The organism is Actinokineospora auranticolor (assembly GCF_041897805.1).
GTDB classification, from domain to species: Bacteria; Actinomycetota; Actinomycetes; order Mycobacteriales; family Pseudonocardiaceae; genus Actinokineospora; species Actinokineospora auranticolor.
Window position 1 is genome coordinate 4178604 of sequence record NZ_CP154825.1, and the last position, 15587, is coordinate 4194190.

A 15587-nucleotide genomic window follows, 5' to 3' on the forward strand; every position below is an offset into this window, starting at 1 on the left:
CCCGGTCCGAGGTGGACGGAACGCGCCCGGGGTACCGGCGGGCGCCGGATTTGTCGGTCTTCCCGCGGTGGCCGGGGTGACCACTGTGGTCTTTTGTCCCGTAACACCGGTGATCTTCGGGGCGACCGTGCGAAAAGGAGGTGGGGTGCTTGTTCGCGCGCGTGGTCGCCATCATTTCGCTGTTGTCCTGCGCCTGCGGTTGCGGCGCCGACGGTCCGGTCGTGGATCTGGAGGTCGGCCTCGGCATCGTGGAATTCAAGATCGACATGGGCGCCTACAAGGACCCGGTGCTGCGGGTGCGCGACCGCGTCACGACCCTGATCATCACCGAGGAGGTGAGCGTGATCTCCGTGTCGGACGGGGAAATCGCCATCACCGCGACCGCCCCGGTGCCGACCACCGCGCCACCCACGACCACCGAAGGCGTCGAACTGACCCTCGACGAGACGACCACGGCCGACGAGCCAGCGCGCCCCGCGGACCCCGACCCGGTGACCAGCGGCTGCGCGCGGGACGCGCGAATAGCGGCCGAAGGCGCGATACGCGACAACGCGGGCGTACCGATCCTGGATGTGCGCGTCTGGCATTCCAACGCGTCCAACCGCGACTGGGGACAGGCAACCGGACGAACCTACGGCAGATTGGTCGTGAGCCTGCCAAGCAAGGGGAACAAAGCCGTATGCCTGCCTGCCGACTGCTCGGAGCACATGATCCCGATCGGCGATTTCCACACGATGATGATCGACGGGGACGTCCCCACCAGCGCGTGCGCCTGGGCGATCAGCCCCCGCGACCAGCTCAGGTACCAGGGCTGCCTCCGCGCCTGACCGCCCCACCCATCGCGCTCGGTCATCGGTACTGATCGCGAAACGTTGTTGGACGCGGCCCCCGGTGCCGGGTCAGGGTGGTGGGAGCCGGAGTGGGAAGGACCACCGATGACCCGCACCACCGATCGCCTCGAACCGTCGGGGTTGGACCCCGCCCTGCTGCGCGCGGCGTTCGGCGCGTTCCCCAGCGGGGTCGTCGCCGTGGCCGCGCGGGTGGACGGGCGGGTCGTGGGCCTGGCCGCCAGTTCGTTCACCTCGGTGTCGCTGGACCCGCCGCTGGTGTCGTTCTCGATCGCCACCGGTTCCCGCACCTGGCCCGACCTGCGCCGCGCCGACCACGTGGGTGTGACCGTGCTGGCCGCGCACCACGACGGCGTCGCCCGCCAACTCGCGGGCCCGGCCGACACCCGCTTCGCGGGCCTGGCCACGGTCACCACCGAGTCCGGCGCCGTCACCCTCGCCGACGGCGTGGCCTGGTTCGACACCACGATCGACCGCCAGGTGGCGGCGGGCGACCACACCATCGTCCTGCTCCGGCTGCACGCGGCGGCGCACGTGGCACACCCTCTGCCGCTGGTGTTCCACCGCAGCGGGTTCGGGCTGCGGCAACCCGCCTGACGCCCGCGGCCCGCGCGATCTCGTGCCAAGACCGCCACCTCGCCGGTGACAATGGGCACCACCGGGTCGTGGATGCGCTTTGCCAAATGCGCGGTTTCATCCCCAGTCGCATCCTGAGCCGTCGATGGTGTTGGGGATGGGGTCGAGTCATGTAATGCTCGCACCGAGGTTTTCGGACAATCCTCGTGTCAATGCTTCAATCCTGCCTGAAATGCGTTGACGTGGCGGGGGCCCCGCGTTATGCCTTCTTGGGGAACTGCTGGAGCATTGCGTCCTGGGGGTGGTTCTATGTTTGAGGCGCTCGGGTTGAGTGAGACTTCCGAGCTGGTGTACCTGGCACTGCTGGATTGCGCGGACGGCGACTACCGCCACCTCGTCGAGCACCTCGACCTCACGGAACGCGAAGTCGTCGTGGCGCTTGATGAATTGACGAAATTGGCGCTGCTGCAGGCGGGCGACGCCGGTCGGCGGCTGCTGCGGCCGGTCGATCCCGAGGTCGGCGTGGCGGCGTTGATCGCCAGGCGGCAGGCCGAGATCGCGCGCAGGCAGCAGGAAGTCGAAGAGAGCAAACTCGCGTTCGCCCGGTTGCTTTCCCGGCACTCCGAATCCGGTGCCAAATCGGCCGATTCCGGCGTCGAGCACCTGATGGGGCTGACGGCGATTCGGCGACGGCTTCGCGAGATAGCGGAGTCCTGTGAACGGGAGGCGTGCTCGTTCATGCCGGGCGGCGCGGCGTTCGCCGAGGGCCTGCCCGTCACCCGGTTCCTGGATTGCGAGGCCATCGACCGGGGAGTGCGCCTGCGGACGATCTACCACGACAGCATCCGCAACCACCCGCCCGCGGTCGAGTACGCCCGCAGGCTGTCCGACCTCGGCAGCGAGGTGCGCACCGCGCCATCGCTGCCGCTGCGGATGTTCGTCGTCGACCGGCGGATCGCCGTGGTGCCGGTCGACGACGACGACGCCGACTCGGCGGTAGTCGTCTCGATCGGCGGCGTCGCCAGTGCGCTGCACACCCTGTTCGCGTCGGTGTGGCGGACCTCGACGCCGCTCGGCCCGCCCCGGCCGCGCGCCGCGGACGGCTTGACCGACCAGGGCCGCGAAGCGCTCAAGCTGCTGGGCAAGGGGTGCACCGACGAGGTGATCGCCCGCCGGTTGGGCGTTTCGGTGCGCACGGCCCGCCGCGTCGCGTCGGGACTGCTCGCGCGGTTGGACGCGCGGAGCCGGTTCCAGGCGGGCGCGCGGGCCGTGGCACGGGGCTGGGTCGACATCGACGACCTCGACTAGCGTGTCAGGGTCGCCGAACCCCGGGCACCTGGCAGGTCGGGTCCTCGGAGAGCCCCTGGAGCTGGCGGTACCCCATGCCGCAGCAGTCGCCGGTGATGTCCTCGTCCAGCGCGTCCACCGGGTGGGGCACGTCCAGCGGCTGGACCCGGGTCAGGTCGATGGGGTCGACCTCGTCGTCGATCCACATCAGACCGCCGACGGTGATCAGGTCCAGGTGGGCCCACGCCATGTACCCGACGCGGCTGTTGCTCTGGTTGTGCGCGCCGAACCCGAGGTGCAGACCGCAGCTGCGCTCGTTGATGTGCGAGTTCGCGGTGAGGAACTCGCCGACGCCGTGGTTCGTGCCGAGGCCGAACTCGCCGATGTTGCGCCCGTTCGGGCTGTTCAGGCAGAGCTCGAACATCTCCAGCAGTTCCGGGCGGTCGCAGCTGATCGACCGGGCCTTACCGCCCTCGATCTCCACCCGGGCCGGGTTGTCGGCCAGCTTGGCGTTCAGGTCGCTGATGATGTTGGCGTTGTACGCGCCGTCGGCGACCAGCACGCCCTCGACACCCGCCGGGAAGGTGGCGATCTCCCCGGCGGGCAGGATCGTGAAGCCGCCGGGCCGCCACACCCCCCGGTTGCTGATCCACTGGTACTTCTCGCTGTCGAGGTCGACTGTGATGTCCGTGCCGCCCTCGGTGGTCACGCGGACCCGCTTGGCGTTGTCCAGCCGGTGCAGCAACGTGCCGTTGAGCGACGACAACTCCGCCGGGCTGACGTTGAGCGCCTTGGTGAAGAAGTCGGCGCCCGCGCTGATGATCCGCAGGATCATGGTGTTGCCCTGGCCGTAGCGGCTCAGCAGCGGCGCGAGCACGTCGAAGTGCGACATCGTGTCCAGCTCGAGGGTGATGATGACGAGCCTGCCCGGCAGCGCGGCCGGGTCCGGCAGCACCGCGCCGATCCGCTCGGCGAAGCCGCTGTCCTCCAATGGGCGCATCGGGATGATGTCCGGGGTGAACCCGCGTTGCCGCAGCCCGAGCGCGACCCAGGCCGCGGGGTCGCGGCTGTCGGGTGTGTAGGTGATCACGAACTTGTCCTGGTCGCGGATCTTCACGTAGTCGTCCAACAGGGAGCGGACCCCCTCGAAGACCCGCTCGTCGACCATCTGCGCAGTCATTGTCGCTCCTTGGGTAGTGCCCGAAGTGAATTGTTTCCCGGATCGCGGTGGCCCCGCCCGCGGCATGCCGACGGGACCACCACCTTTCGCAACCCGTCCCCGCCGTTATCCCGCTGGGGCGGCGATACCGATTACGGCGTGTCCAGGTACCAGGCGACGGTGCCGAACTCGATCTGCTCGGCCTTGCCGGGCTCCGGCTCGGACTCGGCCATCGCGGTGAGCAGGGTCTGCAACTCCTGGGGGTCAGGCATGGTGCGCACCTTCCTTCGAGACCACACCGGCGACCTGCCGGCGGATCCCATGCTCCCGCGCGCGTTCGCCCATCGCGAGTGGTCATTTCCTGCCAGTGGTCGGCGCGGCATGAACCGGCCACCATAAACGATTGTGGCCTATTGTCGTGTAGGTATACTCGACCAGGCGAACTGATCGCCGCGGTGTCGGAATCGACGCCGACTATCGACACGCCGCCGACGTGACCCGGGAGCGCAGTGCGATGCCATCCGCAGCCGAGGAATACCTGAGAAATCAGCTCACCTCATTCGAGATAAACCAGAACGCGACCGCCGCCCTGGCGACGGTGTACCACCGGCGGCTCGGTCGACGCCTCTGGGCGCGCCTCGCCGAGCAGGGCACGCCGCCGGGCGGACCCGATGGCTGGCGACGACTCACGTGGCTGCACCCGAGCGTCGTCCGCATGGTCACGGTCGGCCCGGTCGACGCGGGCGCGCTCGGTGCCGGGACGTACACCGTGGTGGGAGGGCCCGCGCGGCCACCGCTGGAGCACCTCCCGGAACGCGACGGCGTGCCGTGGCTCGAGGAAAGCGTCCGCTACCTCGAACACGACATCCGGGCGGTCGACGATGCCCAGTCGTTGACGTTGTCCCGGCGGTTGGCCCGGAGCGCGCGGCCACACGTCGACCAGGCCGTCGAGGTGCTCGCCCGGGTGTGGCCCGCCGCCGCGCGGGAGTTCCGGACCCTGGTGCGGTCGATCGTGTACGTGGACGGGACGGTGTTCCGCTCGGCGACGGTCGAGCAGACGTACGGCGCCATCTACGCCGCGCCGCGCTCGCTGGGCAGCGTCGCCGCCGCGTTCGAGATGCTGCTGCACGAGACCGGCCACCACGCCCTGTACCTGCGGAACTCGTTCGGGCCCTTCGTGCTCAACGGCGCGGCACTGGCCTCGCACCCGCTGCGACCGGACCCGAGACCGATCTTCGGCGTCCTGCACTCCGCGCACGTCCTGGCCCGGATGGCCACCGGCCTGCACCGCTGGACGGCGGAGGCGGACGCTCCCGACGAGGCGCACGAGCGGCGGGAGCGGGCGCTGGGGAACCTGGCGCAGAGCCTGGACATCCTCGACAGGCAAGCCGAGTGGACGGCCCAGGGCGCCGACTACTTCACCGACCTCCGCGCGTGCGCGGATTCGTTGCGGGCGGCGTGACCGGACCCGCGCCGCGGCGCCCGGACCGCCGACCACTGAACCGGAAGTCGTTGTTCGAAGCCAAAGCCGGACGAGGTCCGCGCTGCCACGGCCGCCGCGGAGCGGGCCCGCCCGCCGCGTTCGAAGGGAGAGTTCCGCGATGGAACAACCGGCCTACCCGATGTCCCGGTCCTGCCCGATGCGCCCGCCGGACCGGTACACCGAGCTGCGTGCCGGGGCGCCGCTCGAGAAGATCACCCTGCCCAGCGGGCGGACCGCCTGGTTGATCACGCGCTACGAGCACGTGCGCCGGTTCCTCGCCGACCGGAACGTCAGCACGAACCGGCTGCACCCCAACTTTCCCTTCTACCGCCCGCTCGCGCACAAGTTGATCGGCGTCAACGCGTCCCTGATGAGCCTGGACCCGCCGGCGCACGCGGTGCTGACCCGGATGGTGATCCCCGAGTTCACCCACAAACGCGTGCAGAAGCTGCGGCCCCTCGTGCAGCGGATCGTGGACGACCACATCACGACCATGCTGGACGGTGACCGGCCCATCGACCTGGTGGACGCTCTCTGCCGCCCGGTCACCGCCCAGGTCATCTGCGAGGTCCTCGGTGCCCCCTACCGCGACCGCGAGCTCTTCCGCTCGACCAGCAAGGCGATGGCCGACTGGCACAGCAGCCTGCGCGAACGCGAGGAGGCGGACGCCGCGCTTCGCGGATACCTCAGCGATTTCGTGGCCGCGAAGGTGGCGGAGGCCGAGCAACCGGGTGCCGTGCCGGGCGACCACCTGGTCGGCAGGCTCATCGCCAAGAACCGGGAGGAGCGGGTCCTCAGCCAGGAGGACATCGCCGCGTTGTGCCTGTCGCTGCTGAGCGCCGGGCACGAGACCACGGCCAACGTGATCGCGCTCGGCACCGTGCTGCTGCTCGAGAACCCCGAGCAACTCGCCGTGATCCGGGCCGACCCGACCCGCACCCCGGGTGCGGTGGAGGAGATCCTGCGCCACACCAGCATCACCGACCCGAGCGGGCTGCGGGTGGCGCTGGCCGACATCGAGGTCGGCGACATGGTGGTCAAGGAGGGCGACGGTGTTGTCGTGTCGACCGCGGCGGCGAACTGGGATGACAGCGTCTTCGCCGAGCCGGAGAAACTCGACTTCGACCGCGACGCGCGGCACCAGCTGGCGTTCGGCCACGGCATCCACCGGTGCGTCGCCCAGAACCTGGCCCGTCTCGAGCTCGAGATCGCGTTCACCACGCTGTTCGCCCGGGTCCCCGGGCTCCGGCTCGCCGCCCCTGTCGAGGAACTGGACTTCAAGGATGGCGCGCTCCTCTACGGTGTCCACACACTGCCCGTCACCTGGTGAGGAGGTGCCGTCATCATCCGGACGTCCCGGCCAGCCCGTCGCCCTCGAGCGGAGGCGCGCGTGACGACGACCCCACGCCGGGCCGCGATCGCAGCGGAGCCCGCCGTCCGCCTGCTGGTCCCACTGCGGGATCGGCGCTTCGCGCTGTACTTCATCGGCCAGCTGCTCTCCCGGATCGGCGACGGCATCTACCTGGTCACGCTGCCGTTCGTCATGCTCAACCAGGGCGGCGGTCCCGCGAACCTCGGCGTGGTGCTGGCCTGCTACGGCGCGGCCAGGCTGGCCGCCCTGCCGGTCGGCGGCACGCTCGCCGACCGCCTGGGCGCCCGGCCGGTGATGCTCGCCGCGGACGCGCTCCGTGCCGTCGTCGTGCTCGGTTTCGTCCTGCTCGCGGCCAACAGCCGCATCCCCCTGTGGGCGATGGTCGCGGTCGCGGTCCCGTTCGGCGTCCTGGGCGGGATCTTCATGCCCGCCTCGTTCGCCGTGCTGCCGCGGATCGTGCCGCCCGAGTCGCTCGCCGCGGGCAACTCCCTGATCCAGGTCATGCAGAGCACGTCGAGGATCGCCGGGCCCGCGCTGGGCGGGACGCTCGTCGGGGCGTTCAAGAGCGGCGTGGGGCTGCTGATCGACGCGGTCACGTTCCTGGTGTCCAGCCTGACCCTGGTGGCGATCCGCCCCAGGCCCGCGGCCGGGGCACCGCGCGCCGACGACGTCCCGGACGTCGACCGGCTGCGGACCTGGCGATCGGTGCTGCGCTACGCCACCGGCTCGCCCCTGGTGCGGATGAACCTGCTGACCACGCTGGTGTTCAACCTCGCCGCCGTCGGCCTGATCGAGGTCGCGCTGCCGATCCTCGCCCAGACCACGCTGGACCGCGGCGCCCCCGGGTTCGGGATCATGATGGCGGGCCTCGGCGGCGGCTCGGTCCTCGGCGCGCTCCTGGGCCCGACCCTGCTCCGGCAACGCCGCCGCGGACTGATCGCGCTCTGCCTCGGCGTCGTCCAGGGTCTCGCCCTCGCGGCCATCCCGACGGGCTCCTCACTGGTCATCGCCACCGCGACCCTGTTCACCGCCGCGTCCCTGCAAGCCGCGGTCAACGTCTTCTACATGACCATGCTCCAACGCGAAGTCCCCGCCCAGGCACTGGGCAGGATCATGAGCCTGCTGGCCACCTGCGCGGGCCTCGCCTACCCGGCCTCCGCGCTACTCGCCGGGACCGCCCTGGGCGCGGTCGACCCGCGGCTCGTGATCATCGTGGCCGGGCTGGGCGTGTCGGTGTCCTTCTCGGTGGGGTTCTTCAGCAAGCCGTACCGGAACCTCTGATCGGCGCGTGCACGGCCAAGTCCTCCGACATGTCCGAAGTGGACCGTAGGTGTACCGCTGCGAGGCTGTCAGAGCGTGGCCACCCGTTGGAGCGGGAAGATCGGCTCCCGCCGCGGGCCCGATGAACCTCTCCTCGTCATAATTTGACCGACTCCAGAAACCGTTTTACGGTCGGGGGGTGACGTCGGAGTTCGAGGCTCAGTTGCGGGCCGTGTCGCTGCGGGTGACGCAGCCGCGGTTGGCGGTGCTCGCCGTGCTCCGGGACCACCCGCACGTGGACACGGACGCGGTGATCGCGCTCGTGCGGGTCGATCACCCGTCCGTGTCGCACCAGACGGTCTACGACGTGCTCCGGGCACTGACCGACGCCGGTCTGCTGCGCCGGATCCAGCCCGCGGGCGCGAACGCGCGTTACGAAACCCGTGTGGGGGACAACCACCACCACGCCGTGTGCCGGTCCTGTGGCGCCATCGCGGATGTCGAGTGCGCCGTCGGCCACGCCCCCTGCCTGACCGCCTCGGACGACCGCGGGTTCGTGGTCGACGAGGCCGAAGTCGTCTACTGGGGCACCTGCCCCGACTGTGTTTCCGCCGAACAGACTGCTTGAGAGGAACCCGACCTGATGAGCGATCCCCAGGGCAAGGCAACGGGATGCCCGGTCGCCCAGGACTCCGCCACCGCGCACGGCAGCGAGAGCGAGAACCCGGCGATCGACTCGCCGACGCCGAAGACGGGTGGCCGCCCGCGCACCAACCAGGACTGGTGGCCCAACCAGCTCGACCTGTCGGTGCTGCACGCGCACTCGGCCAAGGGCAACCCGCTGGGGGCCGACTTCAGCTACGCCGAGGAGTTCGCCACCCTCGACGTCGAGGCCCTCAAACGCGACATCACCGAGGTGCTCACCACCTCCCAGGACTGGTGGCCCGCGGACTTCGGCCACTACGGCGGCCTGATGATCCGGATGAGCTGGCACGCCGCGGGCACCTACCGCATCCACGACGGCCGCGGCGGTGCGGGCGACGGCGGCCAGCGCTTCGCCCCGCTCAACAGCTGGCCCGACAACGCCAACCTCGACAAGGCGCGCCGGCTGCTGTGGCCGGTGAAGCAGAAGTACGGCCAGCAGGTCTCGTGGGCCGACCTGCTCGTGTTCGCGGGCAACGTGGCCCTGGAGTCCATGGGGTTCAAGACGTTCGGTTTCGCCTTCGGCCGCGAGGACGTCTGGGAGCCCGACGAGATCATCTGGGGCCCGGAGGAGGAGTGGCTAGGCGAGGACCGCTACGCAGGCGCCGCGGAGATGGTGCCCGACCTCGGCGCGACCGAGATGGGCCTCATCTACGTCAACCCGGAGGGCCCGCGCGGCAGCGCCGACCCGGCCGCCGCCGCGCACTTCATCCGCGAGACCTTCGCCCGGATGGCGATGAACGACGAGGAGACCGTCGCGCTCATCGCGGGCGGTCACACCTTCGGCAAGACCCACGGCGCGGGGATCGCCGACGACCACGTCGGCCCGGAACCCGAGGGCGCCGCGTTGGAGGCGCAGGGCCTGGGCTGGCTGAGCACGCACGGCAGCGGCAAGGGCGCCGACTCGATCACCAGCGGCCTCGAGGTGACCTGGACCGACGTGCCCACCCAGTGGAGCAACCGGTTCTTCGAGATCCTCTTCGGCCACGAGTGGGAGCTGACCACCAGCCCCGGCGGCGCCAAGCAGTACGTGGCCAAGGACGCCGAGGCCATCATCCCGGACCCGTTCGACCCGGCCCGCAAGCACAAGCCGACCATGCTCACGACCGACTTGTCGCTGCGCGTCGACCCGGCGTACGAGAAGATCTCCCGCCGGTTCCTGGCGAACCCGGACGAGTTCGCGCTGGCGTTCGCCAAGGCCTGGTACAAGCTGCTGCACCGCGACATGGGGCCGGTCAGCCGGTTCCTGGGGCCGTGGGTGCCCGAGGCGCAGCTGTGGCAGGACCCGGTGCCCGCCGCCGACCACGACCCGGTGTCCGACGCCGACGTCGCCGCCCTGAAGGCGAAGGTGCTGGACTCGGGGCTCACCACCGCCCAGCTGGTCACCACCGCGTGGGCGTCCGCGTCGAGCTTCCGCGCCACCGACAAGCGCGGCGGTGCCAACGGCGCCCGGATCCGCCTGGAACCCCAGCGCGGCTGGGAGGTCAACCAGCCCGATCAGCTCTCCGCCGTGCTCGACGCCCTGGAGAGCATCCAGCGCGAGTTCAACGCGGCGGGCGGCGCGAAGATCTCCCTCGCCGACCTGATCGTGCTGGCGGGTTCGGCCGCCGTGGAGAAGGCGGCCCGCGACGCGGGCGTCGAGGTGACCGTGCCGTTCCACCCGGGCCGCACCGACGCGAGCCAGGACCAGACCGACGTCGAGTCGTTCGCCGTACTCGAGCCCCGCGCCGACGGGTTCCGCAACTACGTGCGGGCGGGGGAGAAGGCCCAGCCGGAGGTGCTGCTGGTCGACCGCGCCTACATGCTCAACCTGACGGCACCGGAAACCACCGTCCTCGTCGGCGGCCTCCGCACCCTCGGCGCCAACTTCGGCGGCACCGCACACGGCGTCCTGACCGACCGCCCGGGCACCCTCACCAACGACTTCTTCACCAACCTGCTCGCACCGGGCACCCGCTGGCAGGCGTCGAAGTCGGACGAGCACGTCTACGAGATCCGCGACGCGAAGACCGACGACCTCAAGTGGACGGCCACCGCGGTCGACCTGGTCTTCGGCTCCAACTCGCAGCTGCGCGCCCTGTCCGAGGTCTACGCGGGCGCGGGCGCCCACACCCGGTTCGTGCGCGACTTCGTCAAGGCGTGGACCAAGGTGATGGACCTGGACCGCTTCGACCTGGCCTGACCGCACCGCGCGGACCCGAGCCCGCCCGGGCTCGGGTCCGCGGCGCCAGTCCGAAAGGTTGGTCCCGGTGCAGGTGGCAGTGGCGAGGATGGCCGACGTCGCGGGCTTCCTCGCCTTGGCCGGGCACGTCGAGCAGTGGTTCGGGCCGATGCTCGACGTGCCCGGGTTCCACGGCGCCCCGCGGCGCGATCATCGACCGGGGCACCGCGCTGTGCGTACACCGGGACGGCGGCGACCTGCGTGGCGGCATCCTGTTCGGCATTCGCCCACCGGTGTGCCGGATCGGCTGACGATCACGAAGTACGGCTGCCGTTTTGGTCGAGTTTCCGCTGTCGGTGGTCACTTGATCATCAACTTCCTCGGACTGCCGCGGGTTCGCCGTACCCGGCTTCTAGCATGTGGGGATGCGGGTCGAGGAGCTGTCCAACCACCCACTGGCCCAGGTGCGCGCCCTGCGGGCCGAGATCGCCGAAGTCCAAGCCCGCCGGGGCGAGCATTTCCGGGCGGTGGAAGGGTTCCGCCGTGCCAACGCGGCGTCCCGGCGGTGGTGGCAGTGGGGTCTGTGGTGGCGGCACCGGGCCCAGGAGGCGGCGATGCGGGCGCTGGCGCCGGTGGTGGACCCGGCCCTGCACCACGAGCTGGTCCGGTACGAAGCCGGGGCGGCCGCCGAGGAACGCGCGGCCTGGGAGTTGGTGGCGCGCTTCGACGACAGGTGGGCGCTCTTCTCGGGCTACACCAACCGCCGTGGTGAGGTCGACCTCGTGGTGGTCGGGCCGGGTGGGGTGTGGGCGGTCGAGGTCAAGGGTCGTGGCGTGCGCGTGCACGTCGATGGTGACGGCTGGACATACGAGAAGTTCGATCGCTACGGCAACCTGGTGGAGGAGGACGACCTCTCCGATCGGAGTGGCCGTAGCTGGGGTCGACAGGTCCGCGACGTGGCGGACGCGCTGGAGGGCTTCCTCGGTCGACGCGGGGTGCCCGTTTCCGTGTACGCCGCGGTGGTGGTCATGCACGAACGCGCCGAGATCGGCTCGGTGAGCGACCTGTCGGTCCTGCTCTCCATCGGTACCGGCTACCTGGTCGAGCAGATTCGCCACGGCCCCGCCGTACTGAGCGCCAGCAGGCAGGCAGACGTCGAACGCCTGATTCGTCAAGACCACGACTTCCACCGCAAACGCCGCGGACGTCGAAGAGGCGTCTCGTGAACCGGTGCCGGTCAGCGCCCGATCCGCGCGGCGAGTTCCGCCGCCGTGAGACCACCCGGTGACCGTCCCGTTCGGACAGACTCGTGGACCGCCACCAGCAGCGCCTCGTTCACCGGGGTCTCGATCCCGTGCAGCCTGCCCAGCGCCACGATCTCCCCGTTGAGGTAGTCCGTCTCCACACCCGTCCCCCGAACCACGCTCTGCCACGACGAACTCCCCCCGGCCCCCGGCATGTCCTGGGACACCACCATGCCCCCACGCAACTGGACGAACTCCTCCTCCGTGGCGCAGTCGATCCCCGCCACCGCCAGCACTTCGCGGCCCTCGGCCACGGCGAGGTCACGCAGTGCGGGGACGGGTCCACCGGTGACCGCGTCGATCGCGTTGGCCAGGTTGGCGAGCAGCTTCGCGTACTTCCACCGCATGACCCGCGGCACCACCGGTGCGGGCAGGTTCGCCTTCTCCAGATCAGCGGCGATGGCCTCGGTGGTGTCGTCGTGGCCGTGCGGGTAGCGGCCGATCGTGAGCATCCCCGTGTACGGCGCGGCGGTGGCGATCACCTCACCGGGCGTCAGGTACGTCGCGGGCAGCATCAGGCACACGGCCTGCACCTGCCGGAAGTGCCGCAACGCCATCCGTTCGTTCGCCACGCCGTTCTGGGCGGTGACCACGGGCAGCACTTGGCCCGCCGTCGCGCCCGCCACCGGGCGCGGGCTCCACGCCCGCAGCGCCGCGGCGCTGTCCTGGGTCTTCGTGGTGAGCACGAGCACGTCGTCGGGCCGCAGGTCCACCTCGTCCGGACCCGTCGCCACCGGGATGTCCAGGTGCAGGGTGCCCTGCGGGGTGATCAGCCGCAGCCCGTCGGCCCGCAGCGCGGTCGCCTGCGCGCCCCGGGCGACGAGCACCACTTCGTGGCCGCTCTCGTGCAGCTTCCCACCGATCGAGCACCCGACGGCACCCGCGCCGATGACCACGTATCGCACACCGCGACCGTAGCCGAACGGACTCAGGGCGCGCGGCGTTCGAGCAGGACGGTGTCGCGCCAGACGCCGTGGTGCCGGGCGATGCGCTCGCGGACGCCGACGGTGCGGAAGCCCGCCGCGTGGTGCAGGGCGATGCTCGCGTGGTTCTCGGGGAACACCGAGGCCTGCAACGTCCACAACCCCGCCGCGTCGGCGGCCGCGATCTGCTTGCGCAGCATCGCTTTCCCCACGCCCCGGCCGCGGTGGGCCGCGCCGACGTAGACGGAGGTGTCGGCGACCCCGGCGTAGCGGTCCCGCGTGGACGCCGGGGTGACGGCGGCCCACCCCGCCACGGCCCCGCCGACCTCGGCGACCCAGCGGTGCCCCGGCAGCCACTTGGCGTCGAGCGCCCGGAGGTCGGGGGTCTCGGTCTCGAACGTGGCCACGCCGGTCGCGATGCCCTCGGCGTAGACGCGCCGGACGTCCGACCAGTCGCGGTCGGTCATGGCGCGGATGACGGCGTCGGGGGAGTTCATGGTGTCCATGATGGCGCCGTCACGAGCGCCAGTTCGCCGCGAACGCCCGGGCCGGGTTCTCGACGAAGATCATGGCCGCGGTGTCGACCCCCAGGTCGCGCTCGATCCGCGGGCGCAGGCCGCTGAGCAGGAACGGCATCCCCGGTCCGTCGGCGCCGGAACGGGCCGCCGAAGTCGTCGTGTCCCCGCCGAGCAGGATCCGCGGGGCGTGGCCGGAGTCGGCGAGTGCGGTGAGACCGCGGAGCAGGAGCCAGTCGGTGCCGTGATGGGCGCGGGACGGGCCGTCGAACGCCAGGAACGCGCCCGCCTCGGCGGCCCGCCGGTGGCTCTCGGCATCCGGGAACCGCTGCGCGTGCCCGAGGATCACCCGGTGCGCCGGGACTCGGTGTGTGTCGCACAGCAGCCGGAGCACGTCCATGGCGGCCGTTCCGCCTTCGAGGTGGACGCCGATGGGCGCGTCGGTGGCGTGGTGCGCCTCAGCCGCCGCCGCGATGACGTGCCGGGCGTGGTCGTCGAGGCGGTGGTAGGCGCCCGCGACCTTGATCATCCCGGCCCGGGTCCGCGCGCCGGTCAACTCGTGGACGAACAGGCCCGCCAACCCGTCGTAGACGCGTCGCAGGTCGTCGCGGTCGTAGTGTTTCGCCTGGTGGGCGCCGGTGGCGGAGATGATGTGCACGCCGGACCGCCGGGACAGCGCGGGCAGGTCGTCGGCCCGCGCCCCCAGGCCCCACGGGGTCCACTGCGCCACGGCGCGCCCGCCGAGCGCGGCGAAGGCGTCCAACTCGGTGAGCGCGGCCCCGGCGTCGTCCAGTTCCTGACCGGGCAACACGGGGGAGCGGAGGAACAGGTGGTCGTGGGCGTCGCAGACACCCAGCTCGGACGGCGCGATGTCGCCGAGAACGGTCCGGATCGCCGCGGTCACCGCCCGGGCTCCCCGAGCGCGGCCGCGGCGACGCGGAGCCCCGCCAGCGCCTTGGGCACCCCGATGTACGGCGCGAGGTGCGCGAACACCTCGACGACCTCGTCGCGGGTCATACCGATCCGCAACGAGGTCCGGACGTGGCCCGCCAACTGCGGGTCGACACCGCCGAGCGCGGCCAGCGCCGCCAGGGTGACGAGCTGCCGGTCGCGCAGCGACAGCCCTTCACGGAGGTAGGTGCCACCGAACAGGGCGGTCACGATCCAGTCGGCGAACCCGGGGGCGAGGTCGTCGAGCCCGGGCAGGGCGGCGTGCTGGGTGGCGGTGTCCTGTAAGTGGTCCAGCAGCCGGTATCCCTCGTCGCGGTCGAACCGCGCCTGGGTCAGCTGCTCCGGCAGAGGCCTGGTCGTCATGGCGAGAACCCTTCGCTGTAACGCTTCGAACGTTACGGCGACGCTAGCACGCGTAACGGATGATCCGTTACCGTCCGGGTATGGCGAACGAGAACGCGGCGGCCTTCCGGTTCGACTGCGGCGCGGTGTGGCTGAACCTGCTCGCGACCAAGGGCCGCGCCCACAGCGCGAACCCTGTCGAGCGGTTGGCTACGCCCGACCGGCTCGCCGAGTGGCTCGAGCACGGCGAGCTGTCCCCGGCCCGGCCGCCGGACGAAGACGACCTGCGCCTGGCCCACCACCTGCGGGAGACACTGCGCGTGCTCGCGCTGGCCACCGTCGACGAACAGCCACCACCCAAGTCCGCGGTCGGTGACCTCATCACCTTCCTGGCCGAACACGACGACCCGATCCACCTCGCCGCGGACGATCGGCTGCGCCGCGAACAGCCCGCGACGGCCGCCGACGCCCTCGTCCGCATCGCCCGCCAAGCCGTCGACCACCTGACCGGCGCGGACCGCCGCGCGCTGAAGAGTTGCCCGGAACACGACTGCCGAGGCGTCTTCATCGATCCACCCGGGCGCAGGCGCTGGTGCCCGTCCCCGGCCTGCGCGAGCCGGGGCCGCGTCCGCGCGCTCCGCGCCCGCCGCGCCGCCGAGTCGGGTGGCGCGCCGTAGCGGCGGGCCTCGCTGTCCTCTATGGAC

Annotated in this window: 14 protein-coding genes and 1 pseudogene; 10 read left to right on the top strand and 5 right to left on the bottom strand. The window is 71.2% G+C overall.

The genetic code is table 11. The annotated features are described in order from the left end of the window. Positions 1-149: 149 nt before the first annotated feature. The 3 genes from V5P93_RS18395 (at position 150) to V5P93_RS18405 (ending at position 2732) form a co-directional block, all read left to right on the top strand. Positions 150-827, top strand: a complete 678-nt coding sequence (locus V5P93_RS18395) for a hypothetical protein (RefSeq protein WP_146108220.1) — start codon at positions 150-152, stop codon at positions 825-827. Positions 828-935: 108 nt separating this feature from the next. Continuing rightward, positions 936-1445 carry a flavin reductase family protein gene (locus tag V5P93_RS18400; protein ID WP_104481322.1) on the top strand — a complete coding sequence of 170 codons (510 nt, stop codon included), beginning with the start codon at positions 936-938 and terminating at the stop codon, positions 1443-1445. 306 nt (positions 1446-1751) lie between these two features. Continuing rightward, entirely contained in the window at positions 1752-2732 is a 981-nt protein-coding gene (locus V5P93_RS18405; protein WP_219824092.1) for a helix-turn-helix transcriptional regulator, read from the top strand. A 4-nt stretch (positions 2733-2736) separates the two neighbouring features. Here the strand turns inward: V5P93_RS18405 and V5P93_RS18410 are convergent, their stop codons facing one another. After that, complete coding sequence (locus V5P93_RS18410) at positions 2737-3891, bottom strand: aminopeptidase (protein WP_104481324.1); 1155 nt, start codon at positions 3889-3891, stop codon at positions 2737-2739. A 493-nt stretch (positions 3892-4384) separates the two neighbouring features. On the opposite strand from V5P93_RS18410, the gene V5P93_RS18415 reads away from it, so the two are divergent. The 6 genes from V5P93_RS18415 to V5P93_RS18440 all read left to right on the top strand — a co-directional run bounded on the left by V5P93_RS18415 (position 4385) and on the right by V5P93_RS18440 (position 12074). Beyond that, positions 4385-5332, top strand: coding sequence for an HEXXH motif-containing putative peptide modification protein (locus V5P93_RS18415; protein ID WP_146108221.1), 948 nt, complete (start codon positions 4385-4387; stop codon positions 5330-5332). 139 nt (positions 5333-5471) lie between these two features. Further along, positions 5472-6683 carry a cytochrome P450 gene (locus tag V5P93_RS18420; RefSeq protein WP_104481326.1) on the top strand — a complete coding sequence of 404 codons (1212 nt, stop codon included), beginning with the start codon at positions 5472-5474 and terminating at the stop codon, positions 6681-6683. 60 nt (positions 6684-6743) lie between these two features. Continuing rightward, on the top strand, positions 6744-8006 hold the full coding sequence (locus V5P93_RS18425; protein WP_181043709.1) for an MFS transporter: 1263 nt from the start codon (positions 6744-6746) through the stop codon (positions 8004-8006). A gap of 178 nt (positions 8007-8184) precedes the next feature. After that, positions 8185-8613 (top strand): Fur family transcriptional regulator, encoded by a 429-nt coding sequence (locus tag V5P93_RS18430; protein WP_104481328.1) that lies wholly within the window; start codon positions 8185-8187, stop codon positions 8611-8613. Positions 8614-8628: 15 nt separating this feature from the next. After that, positions 8629-10869, top strand: coding sequence for a catalase/peroxidase HPI (gene katG / locus V5P93_RS18435; protein ID WP_104481329.1), 2241 nt, complete (start codon positions 8629-8631; stop codon positions 10867-10869). A 404-nt stretch (positions 10870-11273) separates the two neighbouring features. Beyond that, complete coding sequence (locus tag V5P93_RS18440) at positions 11274-12074, top strand: nuclease-related domain-containing protein (RefSeq protein WP_104481330.1); 801 nt, start codon at positions 11274-11276, stop codon at positions 12072-12074. Positions 12075-12085: 11 nt separating this feature from the next. Here V5P93_RS18440 and V5P93_RS18445 read toward each other — a convergent pair whose 3' ends face one another. The 4 genes and pseudogenes from V5P93_RS18445 to V5P93_RS18460 all read right to left on the bottom strand — a co-directional run bounded on the left by V5P93_RS18445 (position 12086) and on the right by V5P93_RS18460 (position 14904). Continuing rightward, positions 12086-13057 (bottom strand): ketopantoate reductase family protein, encoded by a 972-nt coding sequence (locus tag V5P93_RS18445; protein WP_104481331.1) that lies wholly within the window; start codon positions 13055-13057, stop codon positions 12086-12088. Between the two features lie 23 nt (positions 13058-13080). Beyond that, positions 13081-13560 (bottom strand): annotated as a pseudogene (locus V5P93_RS18450) (N-acetyltransferase family protein); the annotation flags it as partial. 31 nt (positions 13561-13591) lie between these two features. Continuing rightward, positions 13592-14494: a phosphotriesterase gene (locus V5P93_RS18455; RefSeq protein WP_104481333.1), complete on the bottom strand. Its 903-nt coding sequence runs from the start codon at positions 14492-14494 to the stop codon at positions 13592-13594. Then, positions 14491-14904: a carboxymuconolactone decarboxylase family protein gene (locus tag V5P93_RS18460; RefSeq protein WP_104481334.1), complete on the bottom strand. Its 414-nt coding sequence runs from the start codon at positions 14902-14904 to the stop codon at positions 14491-14493. Before V5P93_RS18460 ends, V5P93_RS18455 begins: the two co-directional genes overlap by 4 nt. Before the next feature lie 80 nt (positions 14905-14984). Here V5P93_RS18460 and V5P93_RS18465 point away from each other — a divergent pair, with 80 nt between their 5' ends. After that, positions 14985-15560, top strand: a complete 576-nt coding sequence (locus tag V5P93_RS18465) for an ABATE domain-containing protein (protein WP_104481335.1) — start codon at positions 14985-14987, stop codon at positions 15558-15560. Positions 15561-15587: the final 27 nt, after the last annotated feature.

Coding starts and splice junctions, on each gene's coding strand:
- V5P93_RS18465 (WP_104481335.1), top strand. CDS start 14,985: ATGGCGAACGAGAACGCGGCGGCCTTCCGGTTCGACTGCGGCGCGGTG.
- V5P93_RS18400 (WP_104481322.1), top strand. CDS start 936: ATGACCCGCACCACCGATCGCCTCGAACCGTCGGGGTTGGACCCCGCC.
- V5P93_RS18415 (WP_146108221.1), top strand. CDS start 4,385: ATGCCATCCGCAGCCGAGGAATACCTGAGAAATCAGCTCACCTCATTC.
- V5P93_RS18420 (WP_104481326.1), top strand. CDS start 5,472: ATGGAACAACCGGCCTACCCGATGTCCCGGTCCTGCCCGATGCGCCCG.
- V5P93_RS18410 (WP_104481324.1), bottom strand. CDS start 3,891: ATGACTGCGCAGATGGTCGACGAGCGGGTCTTCGAGGGGGTCCGCTCC.
- V5P93_RS18440 (WP_104481330.1), top strand. CDS start 11,274: ATGCGGGTCGAGGAGCTGTCCAACCACCCACTGGCCCAGGTGCGCGCC.
- V5P93_RS18460 (WP_104481334.1), bottom strand. CDS start 14,904: ATGACGACCAGGCCTCTGCCGGAGCAGCTGACCCAGGCGCGGTTCGAC.
- katG (WP_104481329.1), top strand. CDS start 8,629: ATGAGCGATCCCCAGGGCAAGGCAACGGGATGCCCGGTCGCCCAGGAC.